Raw genomic sequence first — 17,415 nt, forward strand, 5'->3', positions numbered from 1 at the left:
TTGAAAAGCGGCTACAGGGGATGTAGCCGCTCAACTTCAAACTACCTGTGATTGATTAAATGGACTTAACACCATGACCCACTTCAAGACGTACCTGGCTATTGCCGTGGTGGCCACCACCACGATGCTCACCGGCATGAATGCTCAAGCCGATGTCACCACACTGACATTCGAGATCATCAACAACACCTCCGGGCCGCTCAAACTCAATCGTTCAAACTGGAACCTGTCGCTGGTCGAACCTGGCTACTTTGATGTCGATCCGTTAAGCGAGCATTCGATTGCAGTCAGCTATAAAACCAGCTTCGGCTACCCGCGCAAAACCCCTGCGATACTTCGCGAAGTCTTTTCATACGCCAATGGCAATCGGGAATGCACCTTCAACACAGCACTGCGGGTTACCCAGTCATTTGGCGTATTCAAACCCACACTGAGCTCTACACGATCTGCCAGTGCAACCTCGACGGGTATGGATGATGCGAAATGTGAAGCGCGAATAACGGAGAAAACAGACCAGGCGCCGCTAAACTACAGCGTGCGTTTTACCATGGGCTGACAAGCCCTGATGGATGGGGGCAGTTCACACTGCCCTTGTGTTGCCTGCAGCCCTTCACCCCTCTCGCCGGCAATCACCGGGAGCCGTGAACAGCACGCGACGCAAACGCAACTTTAGCGGCGACGTTGCGGACGACGACGCGGATCCTCGACAGGGATAGGCACAGGTTGCATTGGCGGCTCGATCAGGCCGAGGGCCACGCCCAGGTCATGGAGCCAGGTTTGCAGTTTGTCTTTCATATATCCCCCTTGGGGTCACTCGAGCGACGGGAATTCAGTGGTCGCTTCGTACAGATAATAGTCCTAAGTACTACAAGATGCTTGCTTAAGGTCAATGAACTTTAGGCTAAGTCGCCCCATACATCGGATTCAGGCCAGCACTTGAAGTTGCAGCGATTAATCATGAACTGGCAGCGAACGGGCCTGTTGCAGCTGTATCCAGGCATTCAGGTTTGCCCCCGTCATGCCTTTTCGCCACATCAGCCAGGTCGTGGCGCATGCAAAAGGTTGTTTCAAAGGGTGTACACGGACATTTTCACGCCCCGGCAAGCTGGCCAGCATCGAAGCCGGCATCAATGCGACCCCCGACCCCGCCGCCACGCACGCCAGCATGCCTTGATAGGATTCAATCTCCATTACCCGGCCCATGGCTGCGCGATCACTGGCGTACCAGGCTTCAAGCCGGGCCCGATAAGAACAGCCCTGGCGAAAAGTAAACACTTCACGCCCCTGCACATCCTTGGCGTGGGTGATCTGCGGATGATCCAGATCACTGATCAGTACCAGGCGCTCGTCACAAAACTCCACCCCGTCCAGGCCTGCCAATTCCAGCGGGCCATCCACCAGGGCGGCATCCAGGCGCCCGCCCAGCAGCCCTTCGAGCAACTCGCCGCTGGGTGCCGATTGCACATGCAGATTCACCGCCGGGTAGGTGCGATGGTAGTGCGCCAGCAGGTTCGGCAAATGGATTGCCGCAGTGCTGTACATGGTGCCCAGGGTGAACTTGCCCGAAGGCACGCCACCCTGCACCGCGCTCAGCGCTTCATCGTGCAGGGCAAACAAACGTGCGGTGTAATCCAGCAGCACCTGCCCTGCCGGAGATAACTGCAAGCGCTGACGCTCACGCATAAACAGTTCGACCCCCACCTGCTCTTCCAGTTGCTTGAGCCGGGTCGACAGGTTGGAAGGCACTCGGTGCAGACGCTCAGCCGCACGGGTGATCGACCCTTCTTCAGCCACGGCCTGAAAAATACGTAATTGGCTGAACTCCACACGATTCTCCAAAACAGAATAAGTAGATCACTATTATTCATTTTTAGAGAAAGTCAAATACCACTAGCCTGACGGTCATTGTTCACTATCGGGAAATCCCAGCATGTCACCCCTGATTCGCCTGCTCGCCAGCCTTGTTGCACTCATGATGGCCATGGGCATTGGCCGTTTTTCCCTGACGCCTCAACTGCCGCACCTGATCAGCGAAGGCCAGATCGACCTGACCGGCGCAGGACTGATTGCCGCCGCCAACTACCTGGGTTACCTGCTCGGCGCCCTGGATGCCATGCGCGCCAGGCGCCCCGACCAGGTGCGTAATCGATTGCATACAGGCCTGTGGCTGTGCGTTGGGCTGACGCTGGCGTCGTACTGGGCCCAGGGGTTTTGGGCGCATCTGTTATTACGATTCGGCTCCGGGATCGCCAGTGCCTGGGTGATGGTGATGATCACCGCACTGAGTCAGCACATCGCTATCACCGCCAATCGACCGCGTCTGGGCGCTCTGGTTTTTGCCGGGCCCGGTCTCGGGGTGATGCTGACCGGACTGCTGGCCCTGGCCGCCAATTTAACCGGGCAAGACTCGGCCTCGCTCTGGATGATTTATGCCCTGGCGGCACTGCTGATGTTGCTGGTGATTTTGCCCGCGCTACCGCAACCCGCTGCACTTGCCGCCCGGCCTCAAACGATGCAGCCCGATAACCGGCAACCCGGGATCGCCCGTCTGGGAGCAATTTATGGGCTCTATGGCCTGGGCTATATCATCCCGGCGACATTTTTATCCCAGATGGCCAATGCCCGGTTTCATGGCCAGTGGCAAGCCGATCTGTTCTGGCCAGCATTCGGGCTATGTGCTGCCATTGGCGTGGCACTGATCAGCTTTCGTCGGCCGCGCCCTGCTACCACGCGCTTCTGGCTGATGGGCGGGTTATGGATTCAAGCCCTTGGTGTGCTGGCGTGCCTGCTTCCGAGCAGCGCGGGGCTGGCACTTGGTGTAATCCTCTGCGGCACACCGTTTCTGGCCTGCATGCCGCTGGTGATGCAGTGCTCACGGGATCTGGCGCCCAATGCCACAGCGCGCAATGCGGCCATGCTGACCGCCTGTTTCGCCGTGGGCCAACTGTGCGGGCCATTGCTGGCTGCATTGAGCAGCCATTTCAGCGGCGGCTTGCAACCGGCACTGATCATCGCGGCCAGCGGGCTGCTGCTAGCGGGCACTCTGGCCTGGCAGTCGGTCAGCCCCCCAGCAGAGCACGCACTTTGCGACGCACCCACTGCTCGGCGCTGACAAACGTAATACCGCACAGCACCAGCACTGCGCCCACCACAAAGTTGACGCTCAGAGGCTCATGCAGCACCAGCACACCGAATGTCACTCCGAACAGCGGGGTCATGAAGGAGAACACCGCCAAGTTGGAAGCCATATAACGCTTGAGTAACCAGAACCACACCAGATAACTGAAGAACGACACGACCAGCCCTTGAAACAGCACACTGGCCACCGCCACGGTGGTCAGGCTGACGTGGCTGATCTGGCCGCTGAAAGCGGCAATCACCAGCAGGCCGAAAAAACCGACAATCAACTGATAGAACAGGGTCAGGGTCACAGGTGCCTCCGACAACCGCGAGCCGCGCACCACCACCGTGGTCGCGCCCCAGGCCATGCCCGCCAGAATGGCGTAGGCATCGCCCAGCAGCACGTTGCGGTCCATGTCAGCAAACGACATACCGCCCGCGAATGAGAAGGCAATCCCGGCAAACGCGAGTAATATCCCCAGCCATTGCAAAGGCCGCAAGCGCTCGCTGGGCAACAGCCAGTTAATCCCGAGTGCGGTGAAAATGGGCGCGGTATAGAGAAATACCGACATATGCGCGGCACTGGTCAGTTGCAGGCCTTCGGAAATAAAGAAGAACTCCAGGCCGAACAAGCTGCCTGCCAGTAAACCGCCACGCCAGGTGGCAGGCACCTGGCTCCAGCCACCCTTCCAGCAGATCAGCAGCCCAACCAGCAGTGCTGAAATACCGGAGCGCATGGCGGCCTGCATCACGGGTGCGATATCGGGTGCCGCCAGCTTGATGATGACCTGTTGCACACCCCAGATCAGGCACAATCCCAGCATCACTTGCAGTGCGAAAGCATCCGTTGCTCGCCGCGAAACACTCATAGTTCACCCGAAAAAAGCCACACCTAAAAAGGTCGAAAACAATCAGGACGCCAGCTTGCGTGCCGCCCAATAACCCGACAGGGCTGCAAGACAGGTCAGTAACCCGCCCCAGGCCATGTCCATCAATGCCAACTGGGGCGACCAGCCTTGCAGCGTGGCCCAGTTCGTCATGTCATAGGTGCCATAAGCCACCAGCCCGAAAAACGCACCTGCCAGAGCAGCCCTGCGCGCACTGGCCCGGGCAAGGGCCGGCAACACCACAAAGAACACCACGCCCAGCACATACAGCAGGTAAAACACGATGGCCGGGCCCCACTTGGGTTGAGCCAGCATCAACGAACCCAACAGCTCTTTATAGGTAGAGCTCATAAGCAGGCCCAGCCACAGGCCGTCAAGCACCAGAAAAGCCAGTAACGCACCAATATACGCCCACACTGCCTTGCTCATGTCGCCAGCCCCTCGTGTTGGATCAGATCAGTTCGATACGGTCCGGGTGGATCGCAATCTTGCCTTCCTTGTAGAGCGCACCAATGGCTTTCTTGAAGTTGCCCTTGCTGACGCCAAAATGAGTACTGATGACTTCAGGGGCACTTTTGTCGCTCACGGCGAGCACACCGTTGTTGTCGCGCAACTTGCTGAGGATCTTCGAATTCAGGCTGCTGGCTGCTTCCTGGCCAACCGGTTGCAGGCTCAGGCTGATCTTGCCGTCCGCACGGACTTCCTTGATATAGCCCTTTTCCTGCTTGCCCGCACGCATGAACTTGAAGATTTCATTCTTGTGGATCAAACCCCAGTGCTTGTTGTTGATCACGGCTTTAAAGCCCATGTCCGTGGCCTCGGCCACCAACAGATCAACTTCCTGGCCGACCTGATAATTGGCCGGGGTTTTGTCCAGGTAGCGGTCCAGACGGGCAGTCGCGGTGATACGACGCGTGTGCTTGTCGAGGTAGACGTGCACCACGACATATTCGCCGGCGGTCATCTGGCGCTTTTCTTCGGAATACGGCAACAGCAAATCTTTTGGTAAACCCCAATCGAGGAATACGCCGATGCTGTTAACTTCAACCACTTTCAAGCTGGCAAATTCACCGACTTGAACTTTTGGTTTTTCAGTGGTGGCAATTAACTTGTCAGCGCTGTCCAAATAAACAAAGACGTTGAGCCAGTCTTCATCTTCGCTGGGAATATCTTTTGGAATATAACGATTGGGCAACAGGATTTCGCCGTCAGCCCCACCATCCAGATACAAACCGAAGTTTGTATGTTTAACCACTTGCAAACTGTTGTAGCGACCGATTAAAGCCATGTCCAATACCCTCATTACGTAGGCGGCATTCTACCCGAGTTTAGGGGGGCAAATTGGAGTGCCGCAGCCCGCCATCCAAAAAATCTGCGAAAGGTTTGATTTATCAGGTTTTTCCAACGCGCCTTGGACGCCACTCGTCAGCCTGGCGGATGCTCAAAGGCCATCTGCGCACGGCCGGACACGTATACAAAACCTCCCACGTTATGAATTAAAACAGCGAGTTAGCCGACAATTATGCAGTCGTTCATGCTGACTCATACTGCACCGATATTATTTTACGAAGATATTTAACAAGCAATTGTCAAGTATTTCAGGTACTATCGCTGGCCAAGTTATTTTCTACAGGTCAATAGCCGCCATGCGTGTAAAAGCATCCGCCAGCAAAGCAAAGCCAGCTCCCGCTGTTGAAACCAGTGATTCCATCAATGCTCAAATCGAAGCATTCCTGAAATCCGGCGGCGAGATTCAGCAAATCAGCAAAGGCGTCAGCGGCCAAACTTTCGGCCCGTCCAAGCAAATCACGCTCGGCAAGAAGTAATACCCCCTCGCTTCATCTGGTCCTTATGCGCTTTGCCCTTCAAGGCGCTAGGACTCTCGATTTATCCCCTTTGTTCCCCTGCCCCGCCCCCGATTCGCATCGATAAATCGACGAACGGCACTTTGTTGCCGATATTCCTGCGTATGCTCCGAAGGCTCTGAATCAAGCCTTTGAGCCCAAATAGGGAGCCGATCATGCTGACACGGACGGTGTTGCTGGCCAGCACGCTGCTGACCAGCACCATTGCAGACGCACAGGTGTTTTCCCGCGAGCTGGGCGACTTCGACCTGAAGCTGGCCACCCAGCCCAGCCGCAGCATGGCCCAGGGCCTGGTCAAGCCCACCAGCCCCGGCTCGACCTTTCATGGCGGCCTGGACCTGACCCACGACAGCGGCTGGTATGTCGGGCAATGGGCGCCAACCATGGGCATCAAGCCTGGCAGCAACCTGGAAGTGGATTCGTATCTGGGCTACAAGCGCCCCTTTGACCAGACCCTGAGCTATGAGCTGGGGGTGATCCATTACAGCTACCCCAAAGTCGACTCACTCGACAGCCAGCAGATCTTTGCAGGCCTCACCGTGCTGGGCACGCGCTTTGGCGCCGCCTTCAGCAATGATCCGGGGCGCCGCGACAGCACATTGTTTGCCGACCTGGGGGTCAACCAGCCCTTTGGCATCGGCGTAAGCATGAAATACACCACCCACCAACTGGGCACACCGGTGTCCATTGCCGACGGTGGCAGCGTACGCGCATTCAATGACTGGTCGATCAAACTCTCGCGCCCCTGGATGGGCATTGACCTCAACGTGATCTACAGCGATTCCAGCCTGGACGGCAGCGACTGCTCTGCCTACTCAGGGCAGAACACCCAGTGTGATGGCTTACTGACATTTAAGGCCGAGCGGACGTTCTACTGAAACGCCCGGGTTTTGTCGGAGCGGGCTAGCTCGCGATGCAAACGGCGCGGTTTCCCAGTCACCCCACGATGACACCATCGCAGGCAAGCCAGCTCCTGCAGACATTGCGGCGCTCACAAAATCTGCGGCGTTTCAGGCAACAAAAAACCCGGCGCAGGCCGGGTTTTTTGTGAGCCATGCCAGCGATTTACTCAGCCGCTGGTGCTTCTGGCTTGCGGCGCTTGAGCGGCGCCATGCCGTCCTTACTGACCAACGAAAGAGCGTCGGTCTTCGGGCGGTTGGCGATCTTGCGCTTGGTCGGTGCCTTGGCGCCCGACTTCTTCTTGACGCCCTTGGCGTCGGTCTTTTTCTTCTTCACACCAACAGCCTTACCCGAAGCCTTGACGTTTTTCGGGCCGCCGTAGACGCCTTTGACTTCCTTGATGGTACGGCGCTCGAAGCTTTGCTTCAGGTAGCGCTCAATGCTGGACATCAGGTTCCAGTCACCATGGCAGATCAGCGAGATCGCCAGGCCATCATTGCCCGCACGGCCAGTACGACCAATACGGTGAACGTACTCGTCGCCGCTGCGAGGCATATCGAAGTTGATCACCAGATCCAGGCCTTCAACGTCCAGACCACGGGCCGCCACGTCGGTAGCCACCAGAATCTTGACGCCGCCCTGCTTCAGGCGATCGATGGCCAGCTTGCGGTCTTTCTGGTCTTTTTCACCGTGCAAGACGAACGCCTTGTACTCCTGAGCCACCAGGCGACCGTAGATGCGGTCAGCCATGGCACGGGTGTTGGTGAAAACGATGGCTTTTTGATAAGTCTCGTTAGCCAGCAGCCAGTTAACAATTTGCTCTTTGTGCTGGTTGTGGTCTGCCGTGATGATCTGCTGACGCGTGGTGGCGTTCAACTGGCTGACCTGGTTGAGCTGCAAGTGCTCAGGGTTGTTCAGTACCTTGCCGATCATCTCACGCAGGCCCGAACCACCGGTGGTGGCCGAGAACAGCATGGTTTGCTGACGGTTCGGGCACTCATCGACCAGACGTTGCACGTCTTCGGAGAAACCCATGTCGAGCATGCGGTCGGCTTCGTCGAGTACCAGAACTTCAACTTCTTTCAAGTCAAGGTTGCCGGCATTCAGTTGCTCGAGCAAACGGCCAGGGGTGCCGATCAGGATATCCGGCACCTTGCGCAGCATGGCCGCCTGAACCTTGAAGTCCTCACCGCCGGTGATCAGACCGGACTTGATGAACGTGAACTGCGAAAAACGCTCAACTTCTTTTAGCGTTTGCTGTGCCAGCTCGCGGGTCGGCAGCAAAATCAACGCTTTGATACTGACGCGGATTTTGGCAGGACCAATCAGACGATTCAGAATCGGCAGTACGAAAGCGGCGGTTTTGCCACTCCCGGTTTGAGCTGTAACCCGCAGGTCACGCCCTTCGAGCGCGAGCGGGATGGCCGCTGCTTGCACAGGCGTAGGCTCGACAAATTTAAGCTCGGCCACAGCTTTAAGCAGGCGTTCGTGCAGGGCGAAATCGGAAAACACGGGTGCTACCTCGAAGAAATACAAAAAATCAGCGGCATAGAGTAACGGTTTCGAGCGCCAAGGCCGAGTTACTTTGCACGAACGGCGTGAAACAAATGGTTTTTTAGGGTCTTTAGTCCAATCAGGGCCCACAAATCGCCCTGAAGTGCTCTAATCCCATGGCCATTTATTACCGGATATCGTTTTAGCTTATGGATACTCAAGCACTCTGGAGCCAAATCCAGGACCTGTGGGCCAATCTGGATCAACATCCCTGGGTTTCGGCCATACTGGGCCTGATCGTTCTCGTGGGCGTCGCCCTGCTGGCCGGTCATATCGCACGCATTATTATCCTGCGCGTGACCAAAATGCTCGGCCGCCAACCGGCCCTGCACTGGATCAATGATTTACGCGAACACAAGGTGTTCCATCGCCTGGCGCAACTGACTCCCTCGCTGATAGTGCAGTTCGGGCGCAATCTGGTGCCGGACATGAGCGACAACGGTCGCCACTTCCTTGGCAACCTGGCGCTGGCCATCACCATCTTCGTACTGACGCGGGTTATCAGTTCACTGCTGGACGCCTTGCTCGACATCTATTCGCGCACCAACTACGCCAAGACGCGCCCGATCAAGGGCTACATTCAGCTGACCAAAATGTTGCTGTATGTGTTCTCGGCCATCATCATTGTCGCGACCCTGATCGACCGCTCGCCAATGCTGCTGCTTTCCGGGCTGGGGGCAATGTCTGCGGTTATCCTGCTGGTCTACAAGGACACCCTGCTGTCGTTCGTGGCCAGCGTACAGTTGACCAGCAACGACTTGCTGCGGGTTGGTGACTGGATCGAAATGCCTCAGGTCGGGGCCGATGGTGATGTGATCGATATCACCCTGCATACCGTCAAGGTGCAGAATTTCGACAAGACCATTGTCTCGATACCCACCTGGCGCCTGATGTCCGAGTCGTTCAAGAACTGGCGCGGCATGCAGCAGTCCGGCGGCCGGCGGATCAAGCGCAGCCTGTTTATTGACGCAAGCGATGTTGCGTTCCTGACCGATGAGCAGGAGCAACGTCTGGAGGGAGTGCGCTTGCTGAGCGACTACCTGCATCGCAAGAAAGCCGAACTCAAAAGCTGGAATGAAGCCCAGGGCAACGTGGCAGCCATGTCAGCCAACCGTCGACGCATGACCAATATCGGTACTTTCCGCGCCTATGCCCTTGCCTATCTGAAAAGCCATGCCGATATCCAGCCGAACATGACCTGCATGGTGCGCCAACTGCAAACCACGCCTCAAGGCGTACCCCTGGAGGTGTACTGCTTTACCCGAACCACTGTGTGGGACGAATACGAACGCATTCAGGGCGATATCTTCGACTATCTGCTGTCAGTACTGCCCGAGTTCGGTTTAAGCGTGTACCAGCAACCAAGCGGCAATGACCTGCGCAAGGGGCTGTTGACCAGAATACCGATCGAAGAGTGATGTGTAGCCGCTAAGGAGTACAGAGAGGCTGCGAGAATCTGAAAGCCCTGCGGGGCTTGTCGCAGCCTCTTGTCTCGTCAGCGGCTACATGTTCAGGCGTGCTTGAACTGCGGGTCGCCAGTGAGTTTGAACAACAACTCGATGCCCTGCGGCCAGGTGCCATAGCCACCTTCGCCATTGATATGCCCGGCATTCTCCAACCATACCAGTTCACTCCCCCAGGCCTGGCTGAAGGCCTCGGCCCGCTCGCGGGTGACATAGGGGTCGTTGGTGCTGGCTACGGTGATGGCATCAAAAGGCAGGGTATTGAGCGGCATGGGGCTAAAGCCTGAGGTCCCGGCCGGGTAGCTGTCGGCCTCGGTATCACTGGGCGCCACCAGCAACGCCCCGCGCACCCGCCTTGCCTCCTTGGGGTGCTGCTGGGCCCAGCGGGCTATCAGCGTACACGCCAGGCTGTGACCCACCAGCACTACGGGGCGCTCGCTCTTGGTGATTTTTTTATGCAGGTTCTGCACCCAGTCAACACAGGCGGGGGTTTCCCAATTGTCCTGCTTGACCCGATGCAAACCGCTGTAGCGCTGCTCCCAGTGAGATTGCCAATGCTCTGTTCCTGAATTGAACAGGCCCGGCAAGATCAACACCCTGACTGTCATTCCGACTCTCCCTTAAGGCGATAGATGGACTGAGATTGACCTTAGACCGTCACAGCCCTGCGGTCTAGCCGGCTTATCCAGACGGCAATCAATATCACCAGCCCGCCCAGGAACAACCGCCCCAGAGGCTCGTGTTGATTCCAGATCAACAGGCTGAAAAACAGACCCACCGGCACATGCACGTTGTTCATGACCGCCAGGGTCGCGCCACTGACCATGCAAGCGCCCTTGTTCCACCAATACAGGCCAAGTGCAGTGGAGACCAGCCCCAGAAACACCAGCACTCCCCACTGCAAGGGGGCTTCAGGCCAGAAATCGGCTTTGCCGAACAACACAAAAGCAGGCAGTACCACAGCCAGCGCACCCAGATAGAAGTAACCGAAGCGCCGGTAATGCGGCAAATCGCTCGGGTAGCGGGCGACCAGATGCCGGTACATCACCTGACCGGCGGCATAAGTGAAGTTGCCCAGTTGCAGGAGCAGGAAGCCCTTGAAAAATTCGGGGCTGATGGTGTCAAAACGAATGACCGCAGCCCCCATAACGGCGACCAGTGCCGCAACAAGCGCCCACGGGTTGAAACGGCGGTTGATTGCATCCTCGATTAGGGTCACGTGCAGGGGGGTCAGGATGGTGAACAACAACACCTCCGGAACCGTAAGCACTCGAAAACTCAAGTACAGACAGACGTAGGTGACACCGAACTGCAGCGCCCCGATCAACAGCATGCCGCGCATGAAACCGGGTTCGACCTGACGCCAGCGTGTGAGCGGAATAAATACCAGCCCCGCCAGTACCACACGCACCAGTACCGCAAAGTAACTGTCGACGTGCCCCGCCAGATACTCGCCAATCAGGCTGAATGAAAACGCCTGAATCAGGGTAACAATTAACAGATAGCCCATGAATCTCTCGCTCAAAAACCGTAGTTGCCTGTTCGTTTACGCCGTGGCGAATTCGAAAGAATGGGCGACCTTAGCGGGTTTGCCGGGGAAGTAAAATGCTGGCTTGCCAATCTCATCCGCTCCAGGGCAATTGAGAGCTCAGGGCGCACAGCACTAGAAACCGGTCAGCCGCTTCCATTCCTGCAAGGCGTCCGGGCCCAGCGGCCTGAACAACGCCGGATCGTGAAAGAGTGCCTGCTGGATCTCAACCAGGTTCATGGTTGCGCTTTGACTCATAAACGGCACCAGTTGCCCGTGCCACAGGGCTCCGTCCGCGGTGAAATAGCCGCTTTTGTAGGGCCGTCCGGGATAAATCTGCGAGTAGATTTTTTCCGCGAAATAATCCACCACACTTTCATCATAATTGACCCCCTCCCCGGAAATGACCTGCAAACCGGCTCTGCGATGAGAGGCCGCATGGACATACTCATGCACTACCGTGGAGCGCACCTTGTCGGAGTCCACCAGACCGTTTACCACATAATCCGGATGATCCGTGGCGATATGGATCTTGCCTTGCGGGGAGGTCCAGGCGACAGGGCTGGCTTTCGTAGAGGCCGCGTCGTAGGGGATATCCATCCTGACCGCCAAATCACTGGCCGTTGTCGAAATGACTTCAACGCCCTCCAGTTCAACATTGAACCGGGTGCGGATTTCCTGCTCAATTCGCTTGAAGTCGATGCCGCTCTCAACCTGCCAGGGGGTACTTGCCGGCAGCTTGTTCAGGTTGCGGTAAAGCTGCGGCCCGTCCGGCTCCGGGGTGAACATGATCTCGGGGGCGGTCTCCCATTTCGATCTTGGCTTGGGTTGCAGAGTAATCTGCGGGGCCAGGTCCCAGACACCTGAGGTCTGGCCCTGAGCTGGCCTATACGCAACAAAGGGGCCAGCCTGTTCACCATCCGTATGCAACTGCCAGAATCTGTTTCTGACCCGCACCACCTCATAAGCCTCGGGCGGATCTCCAACCGCGATATAGGATCTATTGTTGAAGGTATGGACACCTGTTGTCGTATCGGGCTGCCGCCCTTTCAATGAAACGTCGCTGCGCCGGAATGTGGTCATGTCCCCCAATGAGGCCAGCCCGTTATCGTCCTGCAGTCTCCAGGTATGCAAACTGGCGGTCTCTGGCACTTCATCTCCCCCGCCCTTGATCCCTCTTCTTTTCCATTGCCCCGCAGCTCCCGCTTCAGGCTTGGCAATTACCCCGCTGCTGAGCAGTTGCGAGGGATTGTCAGGACTTCTGACTCGCAGCAAGTAATAACCATCGGGAAGATCAGGGCTGGCAGAAACAAAGAATTTTTGCTGGCCGAAATGTACTGACCGGGCGCCTGAGGCCAAGCGCGGCCCATAGGGAAGACTGGATACAGGATCAATCAGGCGGTAATCACTGGTCGTGACGCTGCCCGTATTGCGAACCTGCACGTCTTTGACATCACTGACCGTACGCAGCTCATCGCCCTGAGCCACAGGCTTCCAGGCCCCGGGATCCGCGACCGTTACCAGCCCCTGTTTAATGTTGTAACGCGCCACGCTTAAAAGGCCGGTCACTTGCCTGAAGTGCCCGAGACCTTTCTCAGCCAGACAAGCACCACCCTCAAGCAGTTTGGCACCGCTCCACTTGAGCAAACGGGGCAAGCCATCCAGGGGATTCAGCTCCTGAGCCAGAGACACCAGCAGGGTTCTGGCGAGCTTGCCCATCCGGGGCAACACGGCCTTGAAACCGATCTTTCCAGCCAGGTTGATCACCCGCACTGCCCCCCCGGCAAATCTTACGACGGGGACCAAAAACAGCAGATCCAGGAGCATCCCGAATGCCCCCGAAGCTCTGCGTTTCTGATCATCCGAAAGCAGATCCTCGATGCCCCCCCAGAAAGGCGTAATCGCCTTTAGCAATGACAGGGCAGGATGTGCCTGGTCAAAAGCTGTCACTCCCCGAGCAGCCGCACGAGCTTGTCCCTTGTCGATATAGAGCGGAATCAGCCTGGCAATCTGTTTGCTGCGCAAGGAGTTGAACGTATCGGGCAGATGACTGCTCGTCTCGTCTCCCGCTGGCACGCTACCAAGCTCCTCAATAATCAGCCTGGATCGGGAGGTCTCATGGGGCATGGGTTTGTGCCCGGTCCGATAGGCATTTTCGTCAATATTCAAAACCGTGCCATGCCGAAAAGTGTGGACCCAGGTGTGAATACCGATTTTCTTTGGAGCGATTACGCCTCCTACCAGCAATGGCTTGAGCCTTGGACTCTCTTGTATGTGCAGCGCCCTTGGGAAAATCTCGTAGAGATCACAGGTTTCTTTTTTGCACACTTCGAGAATAAACCCCTGACGCAACATCAGTGAATCCGTGATTTCGGGGCTGTCCTCACTGACACTGCCGGTACTTTCAGCTCTGACACGCAATACCCTGACATGGCTGTATTCAATGTCCTGACGCTGCCGCGGGGGCAGGCTGTCCAGTAAAAACCTGACAACCGCCTGTTGTGCTGCCACCAGCGCCGCCTCATAGGCATTGTACTGCCGGTTGAATTCCAGCTCGATATTCACCGGCAACTTCTTGAGCCGTGAGAAGCGCTCGGCACTTGCACGAACCTCCTCGACACTCGGTATGGTGGCTGACGTGTAGGGCGGAAAATCCAGCTCCAGATGCTTGCCGGCAGCATAAAGCTCAAACAGCGGCATTCTGCCCCTGGCAGCCGTGAACTCGCTGAAATAGGGATTCAGGCCGCGCCTGGCAAGCTCTTTTTTTGCAATTTCAAACCTGTTGGGGGCAGGCTTGAACAGGTCATTGGTTGCTTTGAAAATCGCGTATTCATACGCATCCAGCGCTTGTACTGCGCGCTGGATCTCCACACTGGAATAAGCAGCCAGGGGCATTTTTGGTACAACGCCATGCAGAGCCGCCCAGGCCATCAGTGGAGGCAGGCGCAAGGCAAGAATGGCTGAAGACTTCTCGCGGAGCAGAACCTGTTCCTGCTCGTTTGCTTTGGCGGAAAAAACGAGCCCCTGCCCCTGCTTGCCAGGCAACAGGATGACTTCCTGAAATGTCATGCGCAGTGTCGAGCCTGGCTCGATGGCATGCGCCAGTTCGGCACCATGGCGCAGGTTGACCCAACTGGCCGAACCGTAAGTCAGTTCGCCAGGAATATCGCGGACACTGAAATCCGGTGGCATGGCCGTTCGCAACAACCGCGCCAGCAACGCGGCAAACGCCGAGGATGCAGCTTGTCGCGAAGTAAGCAAAAAGGTCTCAAAATCGCTGCGGATCCACGCATAGGTCCTGCCCCATAGACGATCCGAGTGCAAATCGTAACCGGCCACTTCACCAGCCTGCGAGTATCGAAGCACAAGAGTCTTCCAAACCAGTTGGGTACATAGCGTCACCGGGCTGGTCTCACCATCGCGTGCGCCATGCCACCCCAGGACCTTGAGCAATTCGCGACCGAGACACTGACCGCATTCTGAAGTCAGCAGCTGTTGCAGCGCGACTGCAGGCCTGGTGTGAGCGAACCGGGCAGGGTCAAAATCAGGCAGGTAATGTGCCAGCAATTCCAGCGGCGGCAGAGCGTTAACACCTTGTGAAGGCTGCCGGGACGATATAAAACCCTTGACGGCATTCAGCAGCTTTCGCTCCTGATCCGCAGTGAGAAGGCAGTCAATCAGGGGCGTGCCCCGCTCCATACCCATACACCGAACTGCATACTGCTCTTCAAGATCGTTCAGTGCCTGCAGCCTGGCAGGAGCCGTAGTCGGGTCAGCCGGAATGACACGGTAGTACTCGAGCATTTCCGGCAGAGTTACAGACTCACCGTAATCAAAAAGATAGGTTTGCCCGTCACCCTGCAGGTAGGTCTCCAGATGCCCGCGCAGTCTCACCGGCAGTGTTTCTGCAAGCGGCAGGCGCTGGTACAGCACCTGTATAGCCTCGCCACGCAAGTCATCCTTGAACAACTGAAACTGGCGAATTACCTCACTGATGGCGCACTGCAGCTCTGAATGCATGGCTGGACGCAGCCTGCGCGAAGACGGTACAGCAGACTGCTTGAGCATTTCGGACATAGCCTGCAAGTCCGCCAAGGTAGCGTCTGCCTGCTGTTTGAACGTGTTTATCGGTTCATCTGGCACCGCCTCGGGTGCTACAGGCAATTGGTACTCGACAGCGATGTACCTCAATGGGCGAACAAGAGCCTGTATGCTTTCACGAAACTCCTGCGCTGCCATTTCGATGCAATTGTCACCTGCACAGATAAAGAAAAGATCTGCTTGGGCAAAAACGTTGAATGCCTCGAGATTGGCAACCATTTCACGTAGCACATCGCCGAGCGGACTGGTACTGACAAGCTGCAAATGCTCTGGATTTATCCTCCCGGCTGACAGATCTGTGACTTTGCTGTCATCGCGGTAACCCTTGAGATTCAGACTGTCCATATCGAATGGTGAAACCAGTGGCTGGATCAGGGGGAATGCCTGCACCAACCCGTCATTCAGGGCGGTGTTCCTGAACGCTTGCGCGATGTGCTTTCCCTGTCGGGCTGACTCGCACACCTGCAGCGCATGCCCGACACGAAACCTGGCCCTGAGATCAATTGCCTGCTCCAGATAAAGGGGCTCCACCGAGCCAGAACGGATCAGATGCGTACAACTGTCCTGCTGCCAGCTCAGCAGTGTTGTCAGGCAGTGGGCAAAGGCATCGCCGCCGGGTACACCCGGATAGTCCACAAGCGCACGTGGACGATGGGCAAAAACAGCGTCCCGGTGGCCCAACGCAACCCCGGCTCGCAACCAGGGATGGTTTTGTGGTTGATCCAGCCAGAGCGTCATGCAGTCACTGAACTCACTGCCCGAGGAAAACTCGATCAGTCCCTGACCTGCAATCAACAGGATGACACCCGCAGGACTGTAGATGGGCAGATCCCGCGGACTGCTGGTAAGAACCAGACATCCGGCAACCCGGGCCTCGATTCCAGGCACCCGCAGAAACAGCTCATACACGCCAGGGCTGTGCAGATCCATCGCATCGCGCACGCCGCCGGTTATCCCCTTGATCATGGCCGCCCCTTCCGCCGTCAAGGTGCCGTCGCGCATACGCAGATTGGCTTCAGCAGCCCTTTGCCTGGCCATTCTGTGTGCCAGCCAGGCCTTGAGAGGCTCGTTCATCGGCAGGTCACGGGCATAGCGATTATCGGCGTCCTGCAGAAGTTTAAGCAGAACCCCAGGCTTCTCCAGACCGGAGTGACTGCGATAAAAATGGCCCGCACTGGCCGCAGGGTATGTCCAGGCAGTCATTTGGCCGTCCGTGCTCATGCCGTCCGGATGCGCAGCCAACTCGCCGCTCTCCCTGTAGGCCGCGAACAGCTGGACAATGCTGCGGCTCTCCCATTCATGGCCGGATACCCCCAGGACGCCGAAAACAAGTCGCTGCGGATCGACACCTGCCAGCTCATGGGGCGAGGCAACAGTCATGGCCGACTTGAGCCCGTCCAGCGGTGTACCGCTATAAAAAGCCGCTACCTGTTGCTGGTAGTTCAAGCTGGCCCGGACACCTGCATCCTGCAACATGGCCACGAGCTCACTGCCGGTATTGTCGCCGCCAACAATGCGCGCCCCCAGATCCCCATAGACTCCCGCCTTGTCGAAGATACCGACCAACCCCTGAAAAACCGGCAGCTCACGGCTCGCCAGATATCGACTCAGTTCCTCACCCAGAGTCCGGGAAGTGGCGGGACTGGCAACCTGCTCGGTCTGATCCTGATTCCACACAAGCCGATAATCAGTGACATGCATTGCATCCAGGTCAAATGCTTGTGACACAAACGCAAAGCGCCGGTGCAACGTTGTGCGAAACGAATCTCTGGCGGCCGCAAGAAAAGTGGGCTGTCGGGATAGGTGGCCGGCAATGGCCAGCGCTTCTCTTTGGAGTTGCGCCTCTGGGCGGGACGAAAGCATGGACATGGCACACAGCCCTTAATCAGTGATGTTTTGCCATCCGATAAGGATCCCGGGCAAAACAATTAAAGGGCAAAGCTAACAGAGCATGGACCTGTAAAAAGATAGATACATAGCGCACTTGAAAGGCGTGA

14 protein-coding genes are annotated in these 17,415 nt (G+C 57.0%); 5 read left to right on the forward strand and 9 right to left on the reverse strand.

The window, feature by feature from the left end; translation table 11 throughout:
* The first annotated feature begins 73 nt into the window (after positions 1 to 73).
* The gene (locus V6L81_RS18895) at positions 74 to 556 is read left to right on the forward strand and encodes a hypothetical protein (protein WP_095002658.1); all 483 of its coding nucleotides are present in this window, start codon (positions 74 to 76) and stop codon (positions 554 to 556) included.
* 113 nt (positions 557 to 669) lie between these two features.
* Here V6L81_RS18895 and V6L81_RS18900 read toward each other — a convergent pair whose 3' ends face one another.
* Together V6L81_RS18900 and V6L81_RS18905 are read right to left on the reverse strand one after the other, a co-directional pair.
* The gene (locus tag V6L81_RS18900; RefSeq protein WP_254924894.1) at positions 670 to 795 is read right to left on the reverse strand and encodes a PA1414 family protein; all 126 of its coding nucleotides are present in this window, start codon (positions 793 to 795) and stop codon (positions 670 to 672) included.
* A 156-nt stretch (positions 796 to 951) separates the two neighbouring features.
* Positions 952 to 1,827 (reverse strand): putrescine utilization regulator PtrR, encoded by an 876-nt coding sequence (locus tag V6L81_RS18905; protein WP_338660263.1) that lies wholly within the window; start codon positions 1,825 to 1,827, stop codon positions 952 to 954.
* Positions 1,828 to 1,930: 103 nt separating this feature from the next.
* Here V6L81_RS18905 and V6L81_RS18910 point away from each other — a divergent pair, with 103 nt between their 5' ends.
* Positions 1,931 to 3,112: an MFS transporter gene (locus V6L81_RS18910; RefSeq protein ID WP_095002660.1), complete on the forward strand. Its 1,182-nt coding sequence runs from the start codon at positions 1,931 to 1,933 to the stop codon at positions 3,110 to 3,112.
* On the opposite strand, the gene V6L81_RS18915 is transcribed toward V6L81_RS18910, so the two are convergent.
* From V6L81_RS18915 to V6L81_RS18925, 3 genes are read right to left on the reverse strand one after another with little or no spacing between them, the layout of a single operon-like run.
* Positions 3,060 to 3,989 carry a DMT family transporter gene (locus V6L81_RS18915; RefSeq protein WP_095002661.1) on the reverse strand — a complete coding sequence of 310 codons (930 nt, stop codon included), beginning with the start codon at positions 3,987 to 3,989 and terminating at the stop codon, positions 3,060 to 3,062. The genes V6L81_RS18910 and V6L81_RS18915 overlap by 53 nt on opposite strands.
* Positions 3,990 to 4,031: 42 nt before the next feature.
* Positions 4,032 to 4,436, reverse strand: a complete 405-nt coding sequence (locus V6L81_RS18920) for a DUF2177 family protein (protein ID WP_095002662.1) — start codon at positions 4,434 to 4,436, stop codon at positions 4,032 to 4,034.
* A 22-nt stretch (positions 4,437 to 4,458) separates the two neighbouring features.
* Complete coding sequence (locus V6L81_RS18925) at positions 4,459 to 5,295, reverse strand: S1 RNA-binding domain-containing protein (RefSeq protein ID WP_095002663.1); 837 nt, start codon at positions 5,293 to 5,295, stop codon at positions 4,459 to 4,461.
* 358 nt (positions 5,296 to 5,653) lie between these two features.
* Between V6L81_RS18925 and V6L81_RS18930 the strand changes: the two genes are divergently transcribed.
* Both V6L81_RS18930 and V6L81_RS18935 read left to right on the forward strand, forming a co-directional pair.
* A complete protein-coding gene (locus V6L81_RS18930) occupies positions 5,654 to 5,833 on the forward strand; it encodes a hypothetical protein (protein WP_016781632.1) in 180 nt (59 codons plus the stop codon).
* 194 nt (positions 5,834 to 6,027) lie between these two features.
* Complete coding sequence (locus V6L81_RS18935) at positions 6,028 to 6,750, forward strand: TorF family putative porin (RefSeq protein WP_130872352.1); 723 nt, start codon at positions 6,028 to 6,030, stop codon at positions 6,748 to 6,750.
* 187 nt (positions 6,751 to 6,937) lie between these two features.
* Here the strand turns inward: V6L81_RS18935 and V6L81_RS18940 are convergent, their stop codons facing one another.
* Complete coding sequence (locus tag V6L81_RS18940; protein WP_095002665.1) at positions 6,938 to 8,284, reverse strand: DEAD/DEAH box helicase; 1,347 nt, start codon at positions 8,282 to 8,284, stop codon at positions 6,938 to 6,940.
* Between the two features lie 191 nt (positions 8,285 to 8,475).
* Between V6L81_RS18940 and V6L81_RS18945 the strand changes: the two genes are divergently transcribed.
* Positions 8,476 to 9,744: a mechanosensitive ion channel family protein gene (locus V6L81_RS18945; protein WP_095002666.1), complete on the forward strand. Its 1,269-nt coding sequence runs from the start codon at positions 8,476 to 8,478 to the stop codon at positions 9,742 to 9,744.
* A 92-nt stretch (positions 9,745 to 9,836) separates the two neighbouring features.
* On the opposite strand, the gene V6L81_RS18950 is transcribed toward V6L81_RS18945, so the two are convergent.
* The 3 genes from V6L81_RS18950 to V6L81_RS18960 all read right to left on the reverse strand — a co-directional run bounded on the left by V6L81_RS18950 (position 9,837) and on the right by V6L81_RS18960 (position 17,287).
* Positions 9,837 to 10,397, reverse strand: coding sequence for an alpha/beta hydrolase (locus tag V6L81_RS18950; protein WP_095002667.1), 561 nt, complete (start codon positions 10,395 to 10,397; stop codon positions 9,837 to 9,839).
* Positions 10,398 to 10,438: 41 nt separating this feature from the next.
* A complete protein-coding gene (locus V6L81_RS18955) occupies positions 10,439 to 11,299 on the reverse strand; it encodes a carboxylate/amino acid/amine transporter (protein ID WP_095002668.1) in 861 nt (286 codons plus the stop codon).
* Between the two features lie 153 nt (positions 11,300 to 11,452).
* Positions 11,453 to 17,287 carry a hypothetical protein gene (locus V6L81_RS18960; RefSeq protein ID WP_338660264.1) on the reverse strand — a complete coding sequence of 1,945 codons (5,835 nt, stop codon included), beginning with the start codon at positions 17,285 to 17,287 and terminating at the stop codon, positions 11,453 to 11,455.
* Between the last annotated feature and the right edge of the window lie 128 nt (positions 17,288 to 17,415).

Origin of the sequence: Pseudomonas bubulae (genome assembly GCF_037023725.1) — a bacterium.
GTDB classification, from domain to species: Bacteria; Pseudomonadota; Gammaproteobacteria; order Pseudomonadales; family Pseudomonadaceae; genus Aquipseudomonas; species Aquipseudomonas bubulae.

Bases quoted from the DNA above. Each gene is read 5' to 3' on its own strand.
- V6L81_RS18945 (WP_095002666.1), top strand. From the start codon at position 8,476: ATGGATACTCAAGCACTCTGGAGCCAAATCCAGGACCTGTGGGCCAAT.
- V6L81_RS18925 (WP_095002663.1), bottom strand. From the start codon at position 5,295: ATGGCTTTAATCGGTCGCTACAACAGTTTGCAAGTGGTTAAACATACA.
- V6L81_RS18915 (WP_095002661.1), bottom strand. From the start codon at position 3,989: ATGAGTGTTTCGCGGCGAGCAACGGATGCTTTCGCACTGCAAGTGATG.
- V6L81_RS18900 (WP_254924894.1), bottom strand. From the start codon at position 795: ATGAAAGACAAACTGCAAACCTGGCTCCATGACCTGGGCGTGGCCCTC.
- V6L81_RS18950 (WP_095002667.1), bottom strand. From the start codon at position 10,397: ATGACAGTCAGGGTGTTGATCTTGCCGGGCCTGTTCAATTCAGGAACA.
- V6L81_RS18895 (WP_095002658.1), top strand. From the start codon at position 74: ATGACCCACTTCAAGACGTACCTGGCTATTGCCGTGGTGGCCACCACC.
- V6L81_RS18955 (WP_095002668.1), bottom strand. From the start codon at position 11,299: ATGGGCTATCTGTTAATTGTTACCCTGATTCAGGCGTTTTCATTCAGC.
- V6L81_RS18920 (WP_095002662.1), bottom strand. From the start codon at position 4,436: ATGAGCAAGGCAGTGTGGGCGTATATTGGTGCGTTACTGGCTTTTCTG.
- V6L81_RS18910 (WP_095002660.1), top strand. From the start codon at position 1,931: ATGTCACCCCTGATTCGCCTGCTCGCCAGCCTTGTTGCACTCATGATG.
- V6L81_RS18930 (WP_016781632.1), top strand. From the start codon at position 5,654: ATGCGTGTAAAAGCATCCGCCAGCAAAGCAAAGCCAGCTCCCGCTGTT.
- V6L81_RS18960 (WP_338660264.1), bottom strand. From the start codon at position 17,287: ATGTCCATGCTTTCGTCCCGCCCAGAGGCGCAACTCCAAAGAGAAGCG.
- V6L81_RS18935 (WP_130872352.1), top strand. From the start codon at position 6,028: ATGCTGACACGGACGGTGTTGCTGGCCAGCACGCTGCTGACCAGCACC.